Here is a 22,246-nt window from a genome sequence, read left to right on the forward strand (position 1 = left end):
GTCGTCAGGCGCGTTGCCGGGTGCGTCAGGTGTGGCAGGCGCGTCGGGTGTGCCGACGGCGTCGGGCGGTGCGTGGTCCCCGACCGGCTTGACCAGGCTCACGGGGGCGGCGGGCGCCTCGGTTCCGCCCGCCGGCTGCGGTTCGCCCGAGCCGGGGACCGGAGGCTGCCGTCGCGGCACGGCGTCCGCCTGGTCGGGGCTGCCGGCCTGCGAGGCGCGCACTGCGTGCTGCGACGAGTTGTCGTCCGCCACAAGCCCATCCTGCCCCAGATCCGGCGCGCCGACGCGGGATTGCGCTCCGCTCGGCGCGGCCGTTCCGTGCCCGTGGAACGCACGCGTCCGCCCCGGACTGTGCCGGGGTGCCGACCGGCGGGTAGCCTGCCCAAAGTCCGCCCGCCGGGACGCCGGGGCGCCGGCAGGCCGGTCGAGCGGCGCGGTCGGTACCCGAGGGGGCCTCCGGTCGCGCAGAATGGATGAGGGACTACCAAGCCGCGACGGAATGGGCAACACGCCGTTGGCGACAGAAGAACTGGGAGAGAATCGACGCCGTGAGTGCTGCGATGCGAAGCCGTACCCCCGACCGGCTCTGTGCCGAGGCCGTCGAAATCGCCCGCCAGGCAGCCGAGGAGGCCGTCGGAGCGGCGGCCGTCGGGCCGCACCTTGACGTCCAGGCGGACGCCGAGCGCGTCGTCACCCACACCTTCGAGTGCCGGGACGCCGCGTACCGCGGCTGGCACTGGGCGGTCACGGTCGCCCGCGCCCCGCGCGCCAAGAACATCACCCTGGACGAGGTCGTGCTGCTGCCCGGCCAGGACGCCGTCCTCGCCCCCCAGTGGGTGCCGTGGAGCGAGCGGCTGCGCCCCGGTGACATGGGCCCCGGCGACCTGCTGCCGACCGGTGCCGACGACCTGCGCCTGGAGCCCGGCTGGACCGGCGAGGACGAGCCCGCGCCGAACTCCGCCGCCGCCCTCGTGGACGACGAGGACCTGGTCGTCACCGACCCGCACGTCCAGCCGGCCCCGGCCCGCGCCCGGATCAACGCCATCGCCGAGGAGCTCGGCCTGGGCCGCAGCCGGGTGCTCTCCCGGCTCGGCCTGCACCTGGCCGCCGAGCGCTGGGAGAAGACCCATGGCTCGCAGACCCCGATGGCGCAGGCCGCCCCGGCCTCGTGCGGGAGCTGCGGCTTCCTGATCCCGATCGGCGGCTCGCTCGGGCAGGCCTTCGGTGTGTGCGGCAACGAGTTCGGGCCGGCCGACGGCCAGGTCGTCTCCTTCGCGTACGGCTGCGGCGGGCACTCCGAGGCGGCCGTCATCCCGGCCCCGCCGGCGCCGTCCGAGCTGATCCTGGACGAGCTGGTGGTCGAGCCCCTGCAGCTCCACCCCGACCGCGCCTCCGGCTCCGTCGAGCCCGACGCCCCCGCCGAGGAGCTCGGCCACTCCTGAGGTCTGTGCTCCACGGCCCGCCCCGGCGACGATCCGGGGCGGGCCGTGGTGTTTCCCGAACGGGCCGCGCCGATTCGGGGCGGGTGCCGCAGGCCCCGGCCGGGCCCGTGGTCGGGAGCAGTCAGTGGGGCAGGGAAGAATGCCCTACGACGTACAGGGCGGCGGAAGGCGGCAGGTCCAGTGGAACCTCGGATCATCGGCAGCAGCACGGACGAGCACCTCGCGGACGCCTTCGGGAGCGCCGCGCTGCGGCGGCGGGTGCTGGACGCCTGGGCCGCCTCGCCGGCCCGGTTCCGGGAGGACGCCAACGCCGAGGAGGAACTCGCGCTCGGCGGCTACCGGGACCGCCTGGTGGTCGAGTTGGCGCAGAACGCGGCCGACGCGGCGGTCCGCGCCGGGCGCGGACCCGGGCGGCTGCGGCTGACCCTCGCCGACGGCGTGCTCGCCGCCGCCAACACCGGCGCCCCGCTGGACGCGGCCGCCGTCGAGTCGCTGTCCACCCTGCGCGCCTCCTCCAAGCGCGGTGAGCAGCCCGCCGTCGGCCGGTTCGGGGTCGGCTTCGCCGCCGTCCTCGCGGTCACCGACGAGCCCGCCGTGCTCGGCGCCACCGGCGGGGTGCGCTGGTCGCTCGGCGAGGCCCGGTCGCTCGCCGAGGCGCAGCCCGCGCTGACCGAGGAGCTGCGCCGCCGGGACGGCCACGTGCCGCTGCTGCGGCTGCCGTTCGCGGCCGAGGGCCCGGCGCCCGAGGGCTACGACACGGTGGTCGTGCTGCCGATGCGGGACGCCGCCGCCGAGGACCTGACCCGCCGGCTGCTGGCCGGGATCGACGACGCGCTGCTGCTCACCCTGCCCGGCCTCGCCGAGGTCGTGGTGGAGACCCCGGAGGGCACCCGGACGCTCACCCGGGCCGCCGCCGAGACCCGCCCGGACGGCGTCACCGAGGTCACCGTCACCGACGACGCGGGCGGGCGGCTGCGGCAGACGGTCTGGCAGACCGCCGGCGCCTCCGGCCGCCTGGACACCGAGCTGCTGGTCGACCGGCCCACCGAGGAGCGCGCCCGCCCGTACTGGACGGTGACCTGGGCCGTCCCGGTCGGCATGGACGGCGCCCCGCAGCAGCCCGGCATCGCGTCCGTGCTGCACGCGCCGACCCCCAGCGACGAGCCGGTCGGCCTGCCCGCGCTGCTGATCGCCTCCTACCCGCTGGACTCCACCCGCCGGCACGTCGCGCCCGGCCCGCTGGCCGACTTCCTCACCGAGCGTGCCGCCGACAGCTACGCCGACCTGCTGCGCGCCCGCGGCGCCGACCTCGGCTCGCTCGGCCTGGTGCCCGGGCCGCTCGGCAAGGGCGCGTTGGACAACGCGCTGCGCGCGGCGGTGCTGTCCCGGCTGCCCGGCACGCCGTTCCTGCCGCACCCGGCGCCGGTCGAGGAGGGCACGCCCGCGCTGCGGCCCCGGGACGCGACGCTGCTGGAGGGGGCGGACGGCTCGGTGGTCGAGGCGCTCGCGCCGATCTTCCCCGGGCTGCTGCCGGCCGGCCTGGAGCGCCGCACCGAGCTGCGGGTGCTGAACGTGCGCCGGGTGCCGCTGGCCGACGTGGTGGACCAGCTCGGCGGCCTGGACCGCGAGCCCGGCTGGTGGCGCAACCTGTACGCGGCGCTCGGCGGGGCCGACCCGGAGGCGCTCGGCGCGCTGCCCGTACCGCTCGCGGACGGCCGGACGGTGACCGGGCCGCGGCGCGTCCTGCTGCCCTCGGAGGACGCCGACTGGGCGGCCTTCCCGGGCTACCCCGAATCGCTGGCCGGCGCGCTCGCCGCGCTCGACCTGCGTCTGGCCCACCCCGAGGCCGCCCACCCGCTGCTGGCCAAGCTCGGCGCGGGCACCGCGACCCCGGCCGGGGTGCTGGACACCCCCGAGGTGCGGGCCGCCGTCGCCCGCTCCTACGAGGTGGCCGAGGACGACCTGGACACCGCGCTCGAACTCGCCGACGCCGTCCTGGCGTTGGTGAAGGCCGCCGCCCCGGAGCCGGGCGACCACCCGTGGCTGGCCCGGCTGGCGCTGCTCGACGACGAGGGCGAGCCCGCCCGCGCGGGCGAACTCGTGCTGCCCGGCAGCCCGTTCGCCGCGCTGGCGCGCGAGGAGGACGCCGGCTGGGTGGACGACGACCTGCTGGAGCGCTGGGGGCCCGAGGTGCTCGCGGCCGTCGGCGTCCTGGCGGACTTCGTCCTGGTGCGCGCCGAGGACGTGGTGCTCGACCCGGACGACCTGGAGCGGCTCGACCCCACCGTCCCCGCCGACCGGGCGGCCGGCGGCCACGCCACCGGCCTGGTGGACGAGGCACCGGACGGGCTCGCCGACTGGGCCGAGGACGCCCTGGAGGCCCTGCAGGCCGACGAGGCGATCGGCGTCCCGCCGGTGGCCGCCGAGCTGCTGGCCGTACGCGACCTCGACCTGGTGGACGACGACGCCTGGCCCGAGGCGCTCGCCGCGCTGGCCCGCCCGCCGTACCGGGACGCCGTGGTCAACCCGGTGCGCACTCTGCTGCCGGACGGCTCGTACGCCGACCTGCCGCCGTACACCGCGTGGTGGCTGCGCGACCACCCGGTGCTGGCGGGCCGCGAGCCCGCCGGGCTGCGCGCCGCCGGGGCCGACCCGCTGCTGCGCGGCCTCTACGACGAGGCGCGCACCACCCTGGACGACCAGTTCCTGCACGCGCTCGGGGTGCGCACCACGCTGACCGCGCTGCTCGCCGAGCCGCACGGGCCGGACGAGGTGCTGGACCGGATGACCGATCCGGCTGTCGAGGTCGCCCACCGCCAACTGCACGGCCTGCACAGTGCGTTGGCCCGGGTGGAGCGCGAGCGGATCGAACCGCTGGACGTGGTGCGGGCGCTGCCGCCACTGGACCCGGCCACCGGGCGGCGGCCCGCCCACACCGTGGTGGTGGACGCCACCGAGGCGGTCGTCGCGGACGCCCCCGACCTGGTCCAGCTGCTGCACTCCCACCCGCTGCTGCCGGTCGCCCCGGCGCTCGCGGCCGACCTCGCCGAGCGGCTGCAGGTGTCGCTGGCCAGCGAGGTGGCCGGCGGCCGGGTGCTCTCCGAGGGCGTGCTGCACCGGGTCCCGGCCGTGGTGCGCGAGCTGCTGCCCGGCTGCCCGGTCGCGTACGAGGAGCACGAGGAGCTGCTGGTCGTCGGGCCGGACGGCGACGAGGCCGCGGTGGACTGGCGGTGGGACCCCGGGGCGGACGCCCCGGAGCCGCCGTACGACCCGGAGCTGGCCGAGGCCGAGGACGAGGACGACGAGTTCGAGGTCCCGCCGGTGCCGGGCCTGCTGCACGCCGCCACCCCGGAGGGCCTCGCGGCCGGCCTCGCCTGGTCGGTCGGACAGTGGCACCGGCGCTTCGAGGTGCTGGCCGCGCTCAGCGAGCCGGACCGTGCGTACGAGCTGTCGGCGGCCCGGGACTTCGAGGGCTGAGCCGCCGTACGGGCCGGGCCCGCCCCGACCGGCGGCTCCGGTCCGACCGGCGGGCCCGTGTCGATCGGCGGGTGCGGCGGGCTCACTCCAGGCCGCGGCGCTTCATGAAGCGCCAGACGAGCTCCAGGAGGATGCCGCAGACCACCGCGATGGCGACGCCCAGCAGCGGGTCGCGGATGCCGACCAGGGAGAGCTGGAAGAACTCCTTCAGCGGGGGGATTAGCAGCACCAGGGCGAACGCGCCGCACATCGTGCCGATCAGCAGCAGCCGCCACCAGGAGTACGGGCGGGCGACGATGGCGAGGACCCAGATGGCGATCAGGAAGAGCGTCAGGGTGGCCACGCTGGTGTCGGCCTTGAGGTCGGTCGCGTGGTCGGCGCGGGCGAGCGCGTAGGCGACGAAGGTGCCCGTCCCGGCGATGACGCCGCCGGGGATGGCGAGCCGCAGCACGCGTTTCACGAAGCCGGTGCGGGCCCGCTCGTTGTTGGGGGCGAGCGCGAGGAAGAAGGCCGGCACGCCGATGGTCAGGGAGGACAGCACGGTGGAGTGCCGGGGCAGGAACGGGTACGGCGAGTGGGTGAAGATCACCAGCAGCGCCAGCAGCACCGAGTAGACCGTCTTCACCAGGAAGAGCGACGCGACCCGCTCGATGTTGCCGATCACCCGGCGGCCCTCGGCGACCACCGACGGCAGGGTCGCGAAGGAGTCGTCGAGCAGCACGATCTGGGCGACCGCCTTGGTGGCGTCGGAGCCGGTGCCCATCGCCACGCCGATGTCGGCGTCCTTGAGCGCCAGCACGTCGTTGACGCCGTCGCCGGTCATCGCCACGGTGTGGCCGCGGGACTGCAGCGCCCCGACCAGCAGGCGCTTCTGCTGCGGGGTGACCCGGCCGAAGACGCTGGTCCGGTCGGCGGTCTCGGCGAGCTGCTCGGGGTCGGTGGGCAGGGTGCGGGCGTCCAGCGGCTGGTCGGCGCCGGGCAGGCCCAGGTGGCCGGCCACCGCGCCGACCGAGACCGCCGCGTCGCCCGAGATGACCTTGGCCCGGACCCGCTGGCCCTCGAAGTACCGCAGGGTTTCGGCGGCGTCGCCGCGCAGCCGCTGCTGCAGCACCACCAGGGCGAGCGGGGTGAGGTCGGCCGCCGGGTCGGGGGAGTCCAGCGGGACGGGCGTCCGGCCCAGCAGCAGCACCCGCAGGCCCCGCGCGCCCAGCTCGTCCACCTCGGCCAGCGCCGGGTGCCCGGCGGGCAGCAGCACGTCGGGGGCGCCGAGCAGCCAGCTGGCCTCGCCGCCCTGCGGCTCCAGCAGCTGCACGCCGCTCCACTTGCGGGCGGAGGAGAAGGGCATCGCCTCGATCACCCGCCAGCCGTCGCGGCCCGAGGATCCGCCGGAAGGACCGTCCGAGGCGTCGTCACCGCCGTCGCCGCGCCCGTACGCGTCGATGACGGCCTGCATGGACGGGTTGGGGCGGGCGTCGGCGCCGGCCATCACGGCGAGCGCGCGCCGGACGGTCTCGGCGTCGACGGCGGCGGGCTCCCCGTCGGAGAGCACCCGCAGGTCGATCACGTCCATGCCGCCCTCGGTGAGGGTGCCGGTCTTGTCCAGGCAGACGGTGTCGACCCGGGCCAGGCCCTCGATCGCCGGCAGCTCCTGGACCAGGCACTGCTTGCGGCCGAGCCGGATCACGCCGATCGCGAAGGCCACCGAGGTCAGCAGCACCAGGCCCTCGGGGACCATCGGGACGATGCCGGCCACCATCCGCCGCACGGCCTCGCGCCAGTCCCGGCCCTCGACGGCCAGCTGGCTGATGATCAGGCCGATCGCGGTGGGGAACAGCAGGTAGGTGATGAACCGCAGGATGCTGTCGATGCCGCTGCGCAGCTCCGACTTCACCAGGGTGAACTTGCTGGCCTCCTCGGCGAGCTGCGCGGCGTAGGCCTCGCGGCCGACCTTGGTGGCGGTGAACGCGCCCGCGCCGGCCACCACGAAGCTGCCGGACATCACCTGGTCGCCGGGCTGCTTGAGGACGGGGTCGGGTTCGCCGGTGAGCAGCGACTCGTCGATCTCCAGGCCGTCCGCCTCGGTGACCTCGCCGTCCACGATCACCTTGTCGCCGATGCCGAGCAGCACGGTGTCGTCGAGGACGATCTCGGAGACGCCGATCTGCTGGACGGCGCCGTCCCGGCGGACCTGCGGGCGGGCCTCGCCGATCAGGGCCAGGCTGTCCAGGGTCTTCTTGGCGCGCAGCTCCTGGATGATGCCGATCGCCGTGTTGGCGACGATGACCAGGCCGAACAGGCCGTCCTGGATCGGTCCGACGATCAGGATGATCCCGAACATCACTCCGATGATCGCGTTGAAGCGGGTGAAGACGTTGGCCCGGACGATTTCCCTGGTGGAGCGGCTGGACCGGACCGGGACGTCGTTGACCTGTCCCTGCGCGACCCGCTCGGCCACCTCGGCGACGGTCAGTCCGCCGCGCCGCCCGGGCAGCAGCCCGAGGGGGTGGGCTCCGTCGGGACGGTCCCCGTCGGTCGGCCGCTCTTCCGCTGGCTGGGCAGGCTGCGTCATGGCACCGACTCTACGGGTGCCTTATGTCCGATGCGTGCTACTAAAGGGCTATTCAGTCCGACCGGGTGGCCGGGTCCTGACCGTCGCCGTCCGTCATGCGTCCGGCCGCCTCGGCGGCGCGGCTGCGGGCGATCGCGTCGCGCCGGGCGCGGCAGTACCAGAGGCCGATCAGGCCGAGCAGGCCGCCGGAGAGGCAGATCCACGGCCAGGTGCCGTGGCCGTGCTCGGAGAGCGTGCCCTGGAAGGGGAGCAGGGCGAGGAAGGCGACGAACCACACCACCGTGCCGCCGCCGACGATGGCGACGTCGTTGGCCTCCAGCGGAGGGGGCGAGGGGTGCAGCGGCGTCTTGGGCATGGGGCCTAGCGTACGGTGCGGTGGGGGCCGGTCGTCGTCGCGCAGCCGCCGCGCACGGGCCAGGCGGGCGGCCCGTGGGCCTGCTGCGGGCTCTACGCGCGAAGATAGCGCGTGTGCGATGGGGAAACCATACTTAAAGGTCTGACACCGAGCCGCCGTCGCCTCGGGTGTCGACCCCCTCTCCTCAGCTCCCCCACAGAGGACGCACGCATGCCTGTGGTCCAGCCGACCACCGAGTCGCCCGAACCCGCCGACGCCGCACCCAAGCCCCCCACCGGCGCCGTCGACCGCTACTTCCGGATCAGCGAGCGCGGCTCCACCCTGCCGCGCGAGATCCGCGGCGGCGTCGCCACCTTCTTCACCATGGCGTACATCCTGGTGCTGAACCCGATCATCCTGGCGAGCGCCACGGACATGACCGGGGCCCACCTGGACAGCGCCCAGCTGGTCACCGCCACCGCCCTCACCGCGGGTCTCACCACCCTGCTGATGGGTGTGATCGGCAACGTCCCGATCGGCCTGGCCGCCGGCCTCGGCGTCAACACCATCGTGGCGCTCCAGCTCGCCCCGAAGATGACCTGGCCGGACGCCATGGGCATGGTCGTGCTGGCCGGCCTCGCGATCATGCTGCTGGTCGCCACCGGCCTGCGCGAGCGGGTCATGAACGCGGTCCCGCTCGGCCTGCGCAAGGCCATCGCGATCGGCATCGGCCTGTTCATCAGCCTGGTCGGCCTGGTCGACTCCGGCTTCGTCAGCCGCGTCCCGGACGCCGCGCACACCACCGTCCCGCTGCAGCTCGGTGGCAACGGGCACCTGCTCGGCTTCCCGGTGCTGGTCTTCGTCGTCGGCCTGCTGCTCACCCTGATCCTGGTCATCCGCAAGGTGCCCGGCGCGATCCTGATCAGCATCGTGGCCTCCACCGCGCTCGCCGTGGTGCTCGACAAGGTCGTCGACATCCCGGCGCTCAAGTGGGGCCTGACCGTCCCGGCCTGGCCGGGCAACCCGGTGGCCGCGCCGGACTTCGGGCTGGTCGGCAAGGTCAGCCTGTTCGGCGGCTTCGAGAAGGTCGGCGTGCTGACCGGCGTGCTGTTCGTCTTCACCGTGCTGATGTCGTGCTTCTTCGACGCGATGGGCACCATCCTCGGCGTGGCCGACGAGGCCCACCTGCTGGACGAGAAGGGCGACCTGCCCGGCATCAACAAGGTCCTGATGGTCGACGGCATCGCCACCGCGCTCGGCGGCGCCACCTCCTCCTCCGCCAACACCTGCTTCGTGGAGTCCACCGCCGGCGTCGGCGAGGGTGCCCGGACCGGCTTCGCCTCGATCGTCACCGGCCTGCTCTTCGTCGTGGCGCTCTTCCTCACCCCGCTCGCCACCATGGTCCCCGCCCAGGCCGCCACCCCGGCCCTGGTCACGGTCGGCTTCCTGATCCTGGCCAACTCGATCAAGGAGATCGACTGGGCCGACTACACGATCGCGATCCCGGCCTTCCTGACCATCGTGATGATGCCGTTCACCTACAGCATCACCAACGGCATCGGCTTCGGCTTCATCGCCTTCTGCGTCCTGCGCGTGGCCGCCGGCCGCGGCCGCGGCGTGCCGGCCCCGCTGTACGCGGTGGCGGCGGTGTTCGCCTTCTACTACCTGATGCCGGCCTTCGGCCTGCTCTGACGCCGTACGGCGCCGCCGCGGCCCCGTCCTCCCCCGTGCGGGAGGGCGGGGCCGCGGCGTTTCCGAAGTGCCACCGTGCTCCGAAGTGTCACCGGCCGTGGTCTCACCGGCCGTGGTGTCACCGGACCCCGTGGTGTCACTGGACGTCGAACTCGTTGCCCTCGGGGTCGGCCATGGTGGTCCACTCGCCGCCCGGCTCCTTGACCTCCCGCAGGACGGTGGCACCGAGGGCTTCGAGGCGGGTGACGGTGGCGGCGCGCTCGCCCGGGGCGGGATGGACGTCGAGGTGCAGTCGGTTCTTGGCCCGCTTGGGCTCGGGGACGGCCTGGAAGAGGATGCGACGGCCGAGGCCGGTGTCCGAGGCCGGGTCGAACGGGTCCTCGGGGTGGCGGACGGCGGCCAGGGTGCGCCAGGCGGGGTGGCCGTCCACCTCGGTGGTGGCGTCGGGGCCGACCGCGCCGGCCTGAAGCAGGCGGGTGACCAGCGGGCCGTGGTCCTCCCGGGTGTACTCCAGGGCGGCGGCCCAGAAGGCGGCCTGGCGGTGCGGGTCGGCGCAGTCGATGACGAGCTTCCAGTGCAGCGGCATGTAACCGTTTCTATCGGTTACCGGATGGTCGGGCAATCAGCCACTGTCGGAAGCTGTCAAAAAGGCGCCCGTGTAGGCCAGTTGACGGTGGGAATACTGGCTGGACGGAGAAGGGGGAGGGGACTCGACCGATGGTGCAACAGGATCCGCCCGGGGGCGTCGAGGCACAGCTGCTGCCGGAGCTGTTCCGGACGGCGGACAAGGCCTCGCTGGACGGCCAGCGCGAGACGCTGCGCTGGTACCGAGGCCTGATCGCGATGCTGGTGGTCGCCGCGCTGATCGGGTCGTTCCCCGGCCCGGACCACAAGGGCGACTTCGACCCCTGGCCGCTGTTCTCGGTGGCCGCCTTCCTGCTGGCCGGCTACTTCTGGTCCCGGCTGCGCCGCAGCAACCCGCAGGGCCGCTGGTACGAGGCGCGGGCGGCGGCCGAGTCGGTCAAGACACTGGCCTGGAAGTACACCGTCCGGGCCAGCCCGTTCGACGGCGAGGGGCAGTCCCCGGACGTGGACCGGGGCTACCTGCTGCAGGTCGAGGACGTGATGCGGGCCTTCGAGGACCCGGCGATCGTGCCGCCCGACACCGTCGCCGAGATCACCCCGGAGATGCGGCGGCTGCGTGCCGACAGCCTGACCGCCCGGCGCACCCTCTACCTGCGCACCCGGGTCGAGGGGCAGCGCACCTGGTACCGCTCCCGGGCGGACGCCTGCGAGTCGCAGGCGGTCTCCTGGGGGCTCGGCATCGCGGTGCTGATCATCCTCGGCGCGGCGGCCGCCATCGCCCAGGCCACCGGTGCGCTGCAGGTGCACATCTTCGGCGCCAGCTCGGCCGCGGCCGCGGCGATCATCGCCTGGACGCAGCTCAAGCAGCTCCGCCCGCTGGCCGCCGCCTACCAGCTGGCCGCACGCGAGCTGGAGAACGTCGGCAACCAGCTCTCCGACCTGGACGTCAGGGCGCCGGACGCCGAGGCGCGCTGGGCCCGGCTGGCCGCCGAGGCGGAGGACGCGGTCTCCCGCGAGCACACCACCTGGCGGGCCCGGCGGGCGTTCCCGCGGTAGGGCGGGGCGTTCCGCACTGGGCCGGGGGCGCTCCCGCAGTGGGCCGGGGGCGCTCCGCGCTAGACCAACTCTGGGAAACAGCTGGGGAGATCGGGCGAAGGGGGAGCACGCCGGGACCACAGGTGTGCGGGGTACGTGAGGGTAGAGCGCCGAGGTACGGACCGTAATCGTTACGTGTCCATGCCCTGGTTTCATCACCTCCGCGCGACCCCTGTACCGCCGGAGGCCCCCCTTGCGCATTCTCCTGATCGCCAGTGCGTTCAACAGCCTGACCCAGCGCGTCCATGCCGAGCTGCGCGAGCGCGGCCACCAGGTCGCCGTCCAGCTCGCCCTCGGGGACGAGCAGATGCGGGCGGGGGTGGCCCGGACCGACCCCGAGCTGATCATCTGCCCGATGCTGACCAAGGCCGTCCCGCAGGACATCTGGTCCAGCCGGACCGTCCTGATCGTGCACCCCGGGCCCACCGGCGACCGCGGCCCCTCCTCGCTGGACTGGGCGATCACCGAGGGCGCGGAGCGCTGGGGCGTCACGGTGCTGCAGGCCGTCGAGGAGATGGACGCCGGTGACATCTGGGCGTCCGTCGAGTTCCCCGTCCCCGACTGCGGCAAGAGCGAGCTGTACCGGGGCGAGGTCGCCGACGCCGCCGTGGAGGCCGTCCTGCTGGCCGTCCAGCGCTACGAGGGCGGCCTGTTCACCCCCGAGCCGCTGGACTACGGCCGACCCGACGTCCACGGCGAGCTGCGGCCCTTCCTGCGCCAGGAGGCGCGCCGGATCGACTGGGAGCAGGACGACACCGCCACCGTGCTGCGCAAGCTGCGCGCCGCCGACTCCCAGCCCGGCGTGCTGGACGAGCTGTACGGGCGCGAGTTCTTCCTGCACGGCGCCCACCCCGAGGACGAGCTGCGCGGCCCGGTGCCCGGCGCCGTGCTGGCCACCAGGGACGGCGCGATCTGCCGGGCCACCGTGGACGGCGCGGTGTGGATCCCGCAGCTGCGCCCGCGCCGCACCCCCGGCGGGCCGGCCACCTTCAAGCTGCCCGCCGCGACGGTCCTCGCCGACGAGCTGTACCGGGTCCGCGAGGTGCCGGTGCGCCCGGCGGCGGCCGCCCGTCGCGACACCTGGTCGGAGCTGCGCTACCGGGAGGAGGGCGACGTCGGCTACCTCGAATTCGCCTACCCGGGCGGGGCGATGAGCACCGAGCAGTGCCGTCGGCTGCTGGCCGCCTACCGGGAGGCGGCCGCCCGGCCCACCTCGGTGCTGGTGCTCGGCGCTCCCCGGGACTTCTACTCCAACGGGATCCAGCTCAACGTCATCGAGGGCGCGGCCTTCCCGGCGCTGGAGTCCTGGGAGAACATCAACGCGATGGACGACTTCGTCGAGGCCGTCCTGACCACGACGGACAAGGTCACCGTCGCGGCCCTCGCCGGGAACGCGGCGGCCGGCGGGCTGATGATGGCGCTCGCCGCCGACGAGGTGTGGTGCCGCGACTCGGCGGTGCTCAACCCGCACTACCGCCTGATGGGCCTGTACGGCTCCGAGTACTGGACGTACACCCTGCCGAACCGGGTCGGTGCCGAGCAGGCCGAGCGGCTCACCACCGAGGCGCTGCCGGTCGGGGCCGAACACGCCCGCCGGATCGGCCTGGTGGACCGGACGTCCGGCGGGGACGCGGCGGAGTTCCGCCGCTGGGTGGCCCGGGAGGCGGCCGGGATCGCCGGCTCGCCCGAGCTCACCGGGCGGCTGGTGGACAAGAAGCGCCGCCGCGCCGCCGACGAGGAGGCGAAGCCGCTGGTCGAGTACCGGGCGGAGGAACTGCGGCGGATGCACGCCAACTTCTACCGGACCGACGAGCCGTACCACGGGCTGCGGCGGGACTTCGTGCACAAGGTCTGCCCGGTGGCCACGCCGGAGCACCTGACCGGGCTGCTCGGGCGGCCCGCGTAAGGGGCCGGCGGGCCGACACACGGCGACGCCCGGCCGGGTCCCCCACCCCGGCCGGGCGTCGCTCTGTGTCTCCCGTTCTGTGTCGGCCCGCTCAGCGCCGGACGCCGGCCCCGCCCAGCCGCTGCTGCGGGACGCGGGGCGGCCGGGGCGGCCGGGGTGCCCGCGGGGGCAGCGGGGCGGCCGGTCCGGCCAGCAGGGGCTGCGAGTCGGGGCGGCTCGGGGAGACGGCGAAGGCCAGTGAACCGAAGAACACGTAGCAGCCGAGTCCGACCCCGAGCGGGAAGATGAACTGCAGCGCCATCACGCCGCCCTGGGTGGAGTGCGAGAGGTCCACCCGGACCGACAGCGCCGCCATGCCCGTGTAGTGCATCGCGCAGACCGCCACGCCCATCACCGGCGCCGCCGCCAGTACGGCGATCGTGCCCCGGATGTTCAGCGCGGCCCAGAGCGCGGCCGTGGCCGCGAAGACGGCGATGGCGACCGAGAGCGCCACCGTCGTGTGGTCGTAGCCGAGCCGGCCGGGCAGGACCATCGCGGCCATGCCCATGTAGTGCATCGCGGCGACCCCGAGGCCGGTGGTCAGCCCGCCGACCATGAGCGCCGGCGCCGGGTGCTTGCGCCAGTACCCGACGGTGAAGAGCCCGACGCCGACGAAGGCGACGGCGACCAGCAGGCTGATCACGGTCAGCCCGGGCTGGTAGGTGATCTCGACGCCGGTCACCGAGAAGCCGAGCATCGCGATGAAGTGCATGGACCAGATGCCGGCCCCGAGCGAGGTGGACGCGAAGAGCAGCCAGACGGCCCGGCTGCGGCCCTTGGAGACGAGTGCCCAGCGGGCGCCGCGCAGCGCCACGAAGGCGCCGAGGCAGGCGACGAAGTACGAGACCGCCGGCGTCACCCAGCCGTGGTCGGCATGATGGATCTCACCCAATTGAGCTCCCTGGACGAGGGGTTGAGGGCGCCAGGGCTCGGGCGGACGCGGTCGACCGGGGCGGTCGGGAAGCGTGCGGAAACGGGCACGGAAACGGAACGGGGTCCGCCGGGGGGAGCCTGGCGTGTGGTGCCCCTGACAACGGGGGAGAGTAGCCACTACCCGCCGGTCGCACAATGTTCGTGCTTTTGGTGAAATCCCAGGTCAGGATGGACCTTTACCGCTCCTGCATGATCTTGGCACCAAGCCCTGACACCGCCTGCGCACGCTCCCCGGGCCCGTTCGTGCCTTACTCCAAGGGTGCTAGCCCGAACGGGTGGCCGGCCGGGTCGATCAGCACCTTGAGCGTGCGCCCGTGCTGGTACGCGGGCTGGGTCGCGCCGAGCGCGAGGGCCTTCGCGGTGGACTCCTCCAGGTCGTCCACGTAGAAGTCGAGGTGGAAGTGCTTGCTCCCGTCCGGCTCCGTCCACGGCTCCGGCCGGTACCCCTTCACCCGCCCGAAGCCCAGCGGGCTGCCACCCTCCGGGTTGTCCAGGATCGCGAAGTGTTCGTCCACGTGCCGGGTCTCCCACCCCAGCAGTTCGCCGTAGAACGACGCCAGCGCGACCGGGTCGGCGCAGTCGATGGTGACCATGGCGAGCCTGGCGAACCCGCCGTCGTTCGGCGTGGACTGTTCGGCGGACTGCTCAGCGGCGAGGTCGGACATGTCTGGTCGGCCCTTCCGGGAGTCGGGAACGATCACCCATCACCAATATGGCACCGGGCGGATGCTCCGGCGCGGCGGGACGCCGATTTTCTTTAGCGAGAGTAATGACGTAGTCTAAAGAGATGCCCGAGATGTCCGAGCAGGACCTCGCAGCCGTCAATCAGCTGCGATCGTCCACGATGCGCCTCTCCCGACGACTCAAACACCAGCGGGTGGAGGAGTCGCTCAGTCCCACCGAGATGGGGGTGCTGGGCACCCTCGCCCGGTGCGGAAAGGCGACGCCGGGTGAGCTCGCCCGGAAGGAGCACGTGCAGCCTCCTTCGATGACCAGGATCGTCGCGATGCTGGAGGAGAAGGGGCTGGTGCGGCGGGAGCCGCACCCCGAGGACCGCCGACAGGTGGTCGTCAGCAGCACCGAGCAGGCCGAGACGATCCTCGCGGAGAGTCGTCGGCGCCGAAACGTCTGGCTCGCCGAGCTCGCCCAAGGGCTCGACGAGGAGGAATGGGCCGTCCTCCGGGAGGCCGCGCCCGTGCTCTACAAGCTCGCACACCTCTGAGGCACACCGAACCCGGCCGGCCGCCGGGAGACAAAGGAGCCCGCATCACCGCAGGACCGACCACCGACACCAGGAGCGGGAGGGGCACCGCCCCGGCCGTCGCGCTGCGAGGGGAGAGCACCGTGACACCGCCGGCCGCAGCCAGCGCCGCCGCCATCCGTACCGACGACCCGACCAACGACCCCGCCGCGGCCAACACCGCGGCCGCCGACACCCAGGCACCCGCCCCCACGGGGCTGCCGGGCAGCGGCGACGACGACCCCGACGAACGCACCGCGGCGGACGACCCCGCCGCTCCCGGCCGCAGCCACGCGGCCTCATCTCCCACAGGCGCCCGTTTCACCCGGCCCGGGGGGATGTTCTCCTCCCTGCGCGTTCGCAACTACCGCTACTACTTCGCCGGCCAGGTGGTGTCCAACACCGGTACCTGGATGCAGCGGATCGCCCAGGACTGGCTGGTACTGAGCCTCACCGGCAGCCCGCTCGCGGTCGGCATCACCACCGCCATGCAGTTCCTGCCGATGCTGCTGCTCGGCCTCTTCGGCGGCGTGCTCGCCGACCGGATGCCCAAGCGCCGGCTGCTGATCTACACCCAGGGCGCGATGGGCCTGCTGGCCGCGGGCCTCGCCGTGCTGACCATCGGCGGTGTGGTGACGCCGTACTACGTGTACGCGTTCGCGCTGCTGCTCGGCCTGGTCACCGTGGTCGACAACCCGACCCGGCAGGCCTTCGTCTCCGAGATGGTCGGACCCAAGGACCTCGCCAACGCCGTCAGCCTGAACGCCGCCAACTTCCAGACCGCCCGCCTGGTCGGCCCCGCCGTCGCGGGCCTGCTGATCGCCGCGGTCGGCAGCGGCTGGGCCTTCGCCGTCAACGCGCTGTCCTTCGCGGCCGTGATCGGCGGACTGCTGGCCATGCGGGAGAGCGAACTGCGCCCGACCGCGCGGATCGCCCGCGAGAAGGGGCAGCTGCGGGAGGGTCTGCGGTACGTGAAGGAGCGGCCCGAACTGCTCTTTCCGATGGTGCTGGCCGGATTCATCGGGACCTTCGGCTTCAACTTCCCGACCCTGCTCTCCGGCTTCGCGTACGACACCTTCAAGGTGGGCGCCGGCCAGTACGGCCTGCTGAACACCGCGATGGCGGTCGGCTCGCTGGCCGGCGCGCTGCTCGCCGCCCGCCGGGGCGCGCCGAGGCTGCGCCGACTGGTCGGCGCGGCGCTGGCCTTCGGCACGCTCGAGGTGGTCGCCGCCTTCGCGCCCGACTACTGGACCTTCGCGCTGCTGCTGATGCTGATCGGGGTGTTCGGGCTGAGCTTCAACACCTCGGTCAACTCCATGCTGCAGCTGGCCACCGACCCCGAGATGCGCGGCCGGGTGATGGGCCTGCTGGTGCTGGTCTTCACCGGCGGCACGCCGATCGGTGCCCCGATCGTCGGCTGGGTGACCGCCTCGTACGGGCCCCGGCTCGGCCTGCTGGCCTGCGGACTGGTGTCCGCGCTGGCGGCCGGTGCGGTCGGCCTGGTGCTGGCCCGCGGCGCGGACCTGCGGGTGCGCTTCGACCTGCACCCGGGCCGCGGCGGCCGGGTCGTGGCCGTCGTGCCGCGGACCACTCCGACGCGCAAGTCGGAGCTGGCCGCCGCCTGCTGACGATCCGTCAGATATGTCAGGCCCCCCGAGGGTTCGCCTCGGGGGGTTCGTGGCGTCAGAGCCGGATGGCGAGGACCTGGCCGGGCCAGACGCCGTTCGGCTGCTCGACCTCGAAGCTCTCGGTCTCGGTGAAGCCGAGCGCCCGGTACCGGCCGACCAGCTTGCGGTCGTTCCCGGCGTAGCAGTCCACCCGCAGCAGGCCGATGCCGCGCTGACGGGTCTCCTCGACCGCGTCGGCGATCAGCGCGGAGCCGATGCCCGAGCCCTTGCGGCTGCGGTCGGTGACCAGCAGCCGGACGTACAGCTCGGGCTCGTCCACGGCCGGGATCCACTTGCCGCGGTCCTCGTTGAGCACGCAGCAGCCGACCGTGCGGCCGTCCTCGTCCACGGCGAGGCGGATCAGGAAGGGCTCGGAGGCGTACGAGGTGACCTGGTCGACGCGGGCCGGGTTGGTGCTGAAGGGCTGGTCGCCCCACTGGCCGGTGCGGTCGTCGGCCGCCAGCCAGGAGACGGCGCCGTCGAGTAGGGACAGGATGTCGGGGACGTCCGCGGGCCCCCCGGTGCGGATCTTCATGAAAAACGTTTCTACACCGAAAGGCCGACCGCGGGAAGATGGGTCCATGAGGCTGTTCGTGGCGGTGCTCCCCCCGGTCGAGGCGCTGCAGGGGCTCTCCGACGCGGTCGCGCCGGTGCGCGGGCTGCCCGGGGCGGACCGGCTGCGCTGGACCACCGTCGAGGGCTGGCACCTGACCCTGGCCTTCCTCGGCGCGGTGCCGGCCGAGCGGCTGCCCGAGCTGGCGGCGGGCCTGGCGGCGGTGGCCGAGGTGCACGAGGTCCACCGGCTGCGGATCGCCGGCGCCGGGCGGTTCGGCGACCGGGTGCTCTGGGCCGGCGTCGAGGGCCAGACCTGGGCGCTGCGCCGGCTGGCCGAGGCCGTCGCCGAGGTCACCGCCGAGGCGGTCGGGGAGACGGCCGACACCTTCGTCTTCCACCCGCACCTCACCCTCGCCCGGGCCGGCTCCCACCGCGGCCACCGGCGGGCCGTCCAGCGGCTCGCGGCGGCCGAGCTGGACGGCCTGGCGGCGGCGCTGGCGGACTACCGGGGGCCGGAGTGGGAGGCCACCGAGCTGCACCTGATGAACAGCGACCCGGACGGCGGCTTGGCGCACTACGAGTCGCTGGGTTCCTGGGCCCTGGCGGACTGGAGCTAGCGTCGGGCTGAGCGGAGCTACCGGGACCTCCGCTCCGTCCGGGCGTGGGGCGGAGGTACGCTCGTTGACCGTGGATCCCAAGACTCGTATGCGTATCGTCTCCGGCACCCTGGTGCTGCTGCTGGTCGTCGTGCTGATCAGCTCACTGGCCGGCCGGTAGACCGGAAACGGCCGTGAGGGCCACCACCCGGGTGGGTGGTGGCCCTCACGCACGCCTCAGCGGGTGCTCAGGTGGTGCTCAGCGGGTGCTCAGAGCTGCTCGACCACGTAGTCGATGCACTGGGTGAGCGCCTCGACGTCCGCCGGGTCGATCGCCGGGAACATCGCGATGCGCAGCTGGTTGCGGCCCAGCTTGCGGTACGGCTCGGTGTCCACGATGCCGTTGGCACGCAGTGCCTTGGCGACCGCGGCGGCGTCCACCGACTCGTCGAAGTCGATGGTGCCGACCACCTGGGAGCGCTCGGCCGGGTTCGCCACGAAGGGGGTGGCGAAGGAGGACTTCTCGGCCCAGGCGTACAGCCGGGAGGAGGAGTCGGCGGTCCGGGCGACGGCCCAGTCCAGCCCGCCATTGCCGTTCAGCCACTCCAGCTGGTCGGCCAGCAGGAAGAGCGTGGCGATCGACGGGGTGTTGTACGTCTGGTCCTTCGACGAGTTGTCGATGGCCGTCGGCAGCGAGAAGAACGGCGGGATGTAGCGGCCGGAGGCGGCGATCTCGGCGGCGCGCTCCAGGGCGGCCGGGGAGAAGGTGGCCAGCCACAGGCCGCCCTCGGAGGCGAAGGACTTCTGCGGGGCGAAGTAGTAGACGTCCGTCTCGGTGATGTCGACAGGCAGGCCGCCGGCGCCCGAGGTGGCGTCCACCAGGACCAGCGAGCCCTCGTCCGCGCCGGCCGGGCGCTTGATCGGCATCGCGACGCCGGTCGAGGTCTCGTTGTGGGTGAGTCCGTAGACGTCCACACCGGCCTCGGCGACCGGCAGCGGGTGGGTGCCCGGGGCGGTCTTGATCACGCTCGGCTCGGCGAGCCACGGCGCGGCCTTGACCGAGGCGCCGAACTTCGAGGAGAACTCGCCGAAGTCCAGGTGCTGGGACTTCTCCCGCACCAGGCCGAAGGCGGCGATGTCCCAGAAGGCGGTGGAGCCGCCGTTGCCGAGGACGACCTGGTAGCCCTCGGGCAGCGAGAAGAGGCTGCTCACGCCCTCGCGTACGCGCTTGACCAGGTTCTTGACCGGGGCCTGGCGGTGGGAGGTGCCGAGCAGGGAGGTCTGGGTGGCGGCGAGGGCACTCAGGGCCTCGGGGCGCACCTTGGACGGTCCGCAGCCGAAACGGCCGTCTGCGGGCTTGATGTCAGCGGGGATCTGGATCTGAGCCACGCGCGCAGCCTACCGGCCGGGGGCCGGGCGGGGGTACGGTCGTCCGCCCGCTGAGACTGTGATCTTCGCTGCTCAGAGATGCCGACAGCGGGCCCGGCCGAGGCCGGACCCGCTGGTCAGGGGCACTGTGCGGACGGTCGTCCGGTGCGGTCAGCGGGCGATGGCGTCCCAGCCCTCGATCGCCTCGGGACGGCGCGGGCCGGGGCCGATGTAGCGCGCGGAGGGGCGCACGAGCCGGCCCGTGCGCTTCTGCTCCAGGATGTGCGCCGACCAGCCGGCGGTGCGGGCGCAGGTGAACATCGAGGTGAACATGTGGGCCGGAACCTCGGCGAAGTCCAGCATGATGGCGGCCCAGAACTCGACGTTGGTGGCCAGCACACGGTCGGGGCGGCGGTTGTGCAGCTCCTCCAGCGCGGCCTTCTCCAGCGCCTCGGCGACCTCGAAGCGCGGCGCGCCGAGCTCCTTGGCGGTGCGGCGCAGCACGCGGGCGCGCGGGTCCTCGGCGCGGTAGACGCGGTGGCCGAAGCCCATCAGGCGCTCGCCCTTGTCCAGGGCGTTCTTGACCCAGGCGGTGGCGTCGCCGGTGCGCTCGATCTCCTCGATCATGCCGAGCACGCGGGAGGGGGCGCCGCCGTGCAGCGGGCCCGACATTGCGCCGACCGCGCCGGAGAGGGCGGCCGCGACGTCGGCGCCGGTGGAGGCGATGACCCGGGCGGTGAAGGTGGAGGCGTTCATGCCGTGCTCGGCGGCCGAGGTCCAGTAGGCGTCGACGGCCTTGACGTGCTTCGGGTCCGGCTCGCCCCGCCAGCGGATCATGAACCGCTCGACGACCGTCTCGGCCTTGTCGATCTCGCTCTGCGGGACCATCGGCAGGCCCTGGCCGCGAGCCGACTGGGCGACGTAGGACAGCGCCATCACGGCGGCGCGGGCGAGGTCGTCGCGGGCCTGCTCGGCGGAGATGTCCAGCAGCGGCTTGAGGCCCCAGACCGGGGCGAGCATGGCGAGCGCCGACTGCACGTCGACCCGGATGTCGCCGGAGTGCACCGGGATCGGGAACGGCTCGGCGGCCGGCAGGCCGGGGTTGAACTTGCCGTCCACCAGCAGGCCCCAGACGTGCCCGAAGGAGACGTTGCCGACCAGGTCGTCGATGTCGACACCGCGGTACCGCAGGGCGCCGCCTTCCCGGTCGGGCTCGGCGATCTCGCTCTCGAACGCGACGACTCCCTCAAGCCCGGGTACGAAATCGGACATGCGACGGCTCCTTCAGTTCTGTGTTCGGCGCTCCGCCGTGGTGGGGCGGCATACCAGTGACCGAATCGTGGTTGGCACTCGGTGCCAGAGTGACAGGCACGGGGTGCATTGCGCCATACACCACCGTGGTGATGTTTGCCGTAGGCCCGCTCGATTTTCCCGTCGAGGGTCGGTCGTGCCCGGGAGAAACCCGGAACCAAACCCCCGGTTCCGGACAATTCTCCGCACGACGGGCGGCCAAGCGGTGGCGAGACACCTTATCTCCCACCGGGATTTGTCCGGAGGTAGCGGTGCCCGTTGCTTGTCGTACGGGATGATGTTGGCGTGCAGACCCCGGAACCCGCCCAGTCGACACCCCCGAGCCCCGTCACCCGGACCCTGGCCGACGAGGCCCGCCCCGGCCCGGACCTCACCGTGATGCGCAAGCACTACGTCCACGAGGGCCTGGTCGAGGAGCAGCTCGCGCCCGAGCCGATCGGCCAGTTCACCCGCTGGTTCCACGAGGCGGACGACGCCGGGGTCACGGAGCCCAACGCCATGGTGCTCTCCACCGCCGACGCCGAGGGGCGGCCCAGCTCCCGCACCGTCCTGCTCAAGGGCTACGACCTGCGCGGCTTCGTGTTCTTCACCAACTACGGCTCCCGCAAGGGCTCCGAACTAGCCGCCAACCCGTACGCCGCGCTGCTGTTCCCGTGGATCGCCCTGGCCCGCCAGGTGACCGTCCAGGGCCGGGTGGAGAAGGTCGGCCGCGACGAGACCGCCGCCTACTTCCGCACCCGCCCGCACGGCTCCCAGCTGGGCGCCTGGGCCAGCGAGCAGTCCAGCCCGGTCGGCGGGCGCGAGGTCCTCGAACAGCGCTACGCCGAACTGGAACGCCGCTACCCGGAGGGCGAGGGCGTGCCCGTCCCCCCCTTCTGGGGCGGGTACCGGGTGGTCCCGGAGAGCGTCGAATTCTGGCAGGGCCGCGAGAACCGCCTGCACGACCGGCTCCGCTACCTCGCCGACCCGGCGAGCCCGACGGGGTGGCGGGTGGAACGGCTCTGCCCGTGAGTGCGACGGGGCCCGCGGGCGTTGCGGGCGTTGCGGGCGTTGCGGGCGTTGCGGGTTCCGGGGGCCTCGCGAGCCCGGTGGGCCGACCGGGTCGGTCCGGGCGCGGCGGCGGCGTGAAGCTGATGGGCCGTCACGCCTCGGGTGTAGGATGCCCGTCGCGGACCTGGGTCGAGGCACATCCGGCCAGCAACGCGCTGTGCCGGCACGATCGAGTGAGGGACTGATGAGCGTCACCGGTGCGGAAGCCGCCGCTGGACTCGACTCTGACCTGGTCGACGTCGCCGCCCTGTCGCTCGAAGAGCTCGACGCCCTGCCCGACACCGTCCTGGGCGACCTGCTGCGCCGGGTGGTGGCGGACGCCCTGACTCCCGGCGCGGAGCCGCTCGCCGCCTTCCAGTCGTCGCTCGACGGTAGCCGGTAGCCGGT

General features: G+C 73.5%; 18 protein-coding genes. 10 read left to right on the forward strand and 8 right to left on the reverse strand.

Annotated elements, in window-relative coordinates; all coding sequences use genetic code 11:
- The first annotated feature begins 560 nt into the window (after positions 1-560).
- Together ACZ52J_RS06930 and ACZ52J_RS06935 are read left to right on the forward strand one after the other, a co-directional pair.
- Positions 561-1,442: a DUF3027 domain-containing protein gene (locus tag ACZ52J_RS06930; protein WP_465616885.1), complete on the forward strand. Its 882-nt coding sequence runs from the start codon at positions 561-563 to the stop codon at positions 1,440-1,442.
- Positions 1,443-1,622: 180 nt separating this feature from the next.
- Positions 1,623-4,919 (forward strand): sacsin N-terminal ATP-binding-like domain-containing protein, encoded by a 3,297-nt coding sequence (locus tag ACZ52J_RS06935; RefSeq protein ID WP_465616430.1) that lies wholly within the window; start codon positions 1,623-1,625, stop codon positions 4,917-4,919.
- Between the two features lie 82 nt (positions 4,920-5,001).
- Here the strand turns inward: ACZ52J_RS06935 and ACZ52J_RS06940 are convergent, their stop codons facing one another.
- Together ACZ52J_RS06940 and ACZ52J_RS06945 are read right to left on the reverse strand one after the other, a co-directional pair.
- Positions 5,002-7,488, reverse strand: coding sequence for an HAD-IC family P-type ATPase (locus ACZ52J_RS06940; protein WP_465616432.1), 2,487 nt, complete (start codon positions 7,486-7,488; stop codon positions 5,002-5,004).
- Positions 7,489-7,540: 52 nt separating this feature from the next.
- Positions 7,541-7,843 carry a DUF2530 domain-containing protein gene (locus ACZ52J_RS06945; protein WP_360494690.1) on the reverse strand — a complete coding sequence of 101 codons (303 nt, stop codon included), beginning with the start codon at positions 7,841-7,843 and terminating at the stop codon, positions 7,541-7,543.
- Between the two features lie 210 nt (positions 7,844-8,053).
- Here ACZ52J_RS06945 and ACZ52J_RS06950 point away from each other — a divergent pair, with 210 nt between their 5' ends.
- Positions 8,054-9,514 (forward strand): NCS2 family permease, encoded by a 1,461-nt coding sequence (locus ACZ52J_RS06950; protein ID WP_465616434.1) that lies wholly within the window; start codon positions 8,054-8,056, stop codon positions 9,512-9,514.
- 136 nt (positions 9,515-9,650) lie between these two features.
- On the opposite strand, the gene ACZ52J_RS06955 is transcribed toward ACZ52J_RS06950, so the two are convergent.
- Complete coding sequence (locus ACZ52J_RS06955) at positions 9,651-10,100, reverse strand: VOC family protein (protein ID WP_360494685.1); 450 nt, start codon at positions 10,098-10,100, stop codon at positions 9,651-9,653.
- 131 nt (positions 10,101-10,231) lie between these two features.
- Here ACZ52J_RS06955 and ACZ52J_RS06960 point away from each other — a divergent pair, with 131 nt between their 5' ends.
- Together ACZ52J_RS06960 and ACZ52J_RS06965 are read left to right on the forward strand one after the other, a co-directional pair.
- Positions 10,232-11,155 (forward strand): DUF4231 domain-containing protein, encoded by a 924-nt coding sequence (locus tag ACZ52J_RS06960; protein ID WP_360494682.1) that lies wholly within the window; start codon positions 10,232-10,234, stop codon positions 11,153-11,155.
- Positions 11,156-11,387: 232 nt separating this feature from the next.
- Positions 11,388-13,100, forward strand: a complete 1,713-nt coding sequence (locus ACZ52J_RS06965; RefSeq protein WP_465616437.1) for a hydrogenase maturation protein — start codon at positions 11,388-11,390, stop codon at positions 13,098-13,100.
- Positions 13,101-13,191: 91 nt separating this feature from the next.
- On the opposite strand, the gene ACZ52J_RS06970 is transcribed toward ACZ52J_RS06965, so the two are convergent.
- Both ACZ52J_RS06970 and ACZ52J_RS06975 read right to left on the reverse strand, forming a co-directional pair.
- The gene (locus ACZ52J_RS06970; RefSeq protein WP_465616439.1) at positions 13,192-14,031 is read right to left on the reverse strand and encodes an MHYT domain-containing protein; all 840 of its coding nucleotides are present in this window, start codon (positions 14,029-14,031) and stop codon (positions 13,192-13,194) included.
- Between the two features lie 289 nt (positions 14,032-14,320).
- Entirely contained in the window at positions 14,321-14,737 is a 417-nt protein-coding gene (locus ACZ52J_RS06975; RefSeq protein WP_465616441.1) for a VOC family protein, read from the reverse strand.
- Positions 14,738-14,859: 122 nt separating this feature from the next.
- Between ACZ52J_RS06975 and ACZ52J_RS06980 the strand changes: the two genes are divergently transcribed.
- Together ACZ52J_RS06980 and ACZ52J_RS06985 are read left to right on the forward strand one after the other, a co-directional pair.
- On the forward strand, positions 14,860-15,294 hold the full coding sequence (locus tag ACZ52J_RS06980) for a MarR family winged helix-turn-helix transcriptional regulator (RefSeq protein ID WP_030057117.1): 435 nt from the start codon (positions 14,860-14,862) through the stop codon (positions 15,292-15,294).
- Positions 15,240-16,940: an MFS transporter gene (locus ACZ52J_RS06985; protein ID WP_465616443.1), complete on the forward strand. Its 1,701-nt coding sequence runs from the start codon at positions 15,240-15,242 to the stop codon at positions 16,938-16,940. Before ACZ52J_RS06980 ends, ACZ52J_RS06985 begins: the two co-directional genes overlap by 55 nt.
- Positions 16,941-16,995: 55 nt before the next feature.
- Here the strand turns inward: ACZ52J_RS06985 and ACZ52J_RS06990 are convergent, their stop codons facing one another.
- The gene (locus ACZ52J_RS06990; RefSeq protein ID WP_465616445.1) at positions 16,996-17,514 is read right to left on the reverse strand and encodes a GNAT family N-acetyltransferase; all 519 of its coding nucleotides are present in this window, start codon (positions 17,512-17,514) and stop codon (positions 16,996-16,998) included.
- 46 nt (positions 17,515-17,560) lie between these two features.
- Between ACZ52J_RS06990 and thpR the strand changes: the two genes are divergently transcribed.
- Positions 17,561-18,151, forward strand: a complete 591-nt coding sequence (thpR, locus tag ACZ52J_RS06995) for an RNA 2',3'-cyclic phosphodiesterase (RefSeq protein ID WP_465616447.1) — start codon at positions 17,561-17,563, stop codon at positions 18,149-18,151.
- A 249-nt stretch (positions 18,152-18,400) separates the two neighbouring features.
- Here thpR and serC read toward each other — a convergent pair whose 3' ends face one another.
- Together serC and ACZ52J_RS07005 are read right to left on the reverse strand one after the other, a co-directional pair.
- A complete protein-coding gene (gene serC, locus ACZ52J_RS07000) occupies positions 18,401-19,519 on the reverse strand; it encodes a phosphoserine transaminase (protein WP_360494663.1) in 1,119 nt (372 codons plus the stop codon).
- A 150-nt stretch (positions 19,520-19,669) separates the two neighbouring features.
- Positions 19,670-20,770 (reverse strand): citrate synthase 2, encoded by a 1,101-nt coding sequence (locus ACZ52J_RS07005; protein WP_360494660.1) that lies wholly within the window; start codon positions 20,768-20,770, stop codon positions 19,670-19,672.
- A gap of 417 nt (positions 20,771-21,187) precedes the next feature.
- On the opposite strand from ACZ52J_RS07005, the gene pdxH reads away from it, so the two are divergent.
- Positions 21,188-21,820: a pyridoxamine 5'-phosphate oxidase gene (gene pdxH / locus ACZ52J_RS07010; protein WP_360494838.1), complete on the forward strand. Its 633-nt coding sequence runs from the start codon at positions 21,188-21,190 to the stop codon at positions 21,818-21,820.
- Positions 21,821-22,043: 223 nt separating this feature from the next.
- The gene (gene fxsA / locus ACZ52J_RS07015) at positions 22,044-22,241 is read left to right on the forward strand and encodes an FxSxx-COOH cyclophane-containing RiPP peptide (RefSeq protein ID WP_360494658.1); all 198 of its coding nucleotides are present in this window, start codon (positions 22,044-22,046) and stop codon (positions 22,239-22,241) included.
- The last annotated feature ends 5 nt before the right edge of the window (positions 22,242-22,246 follow it).

It is taken from the genome of Kitasatospora sp. NPDC034035, assembly GCF_055575755.1.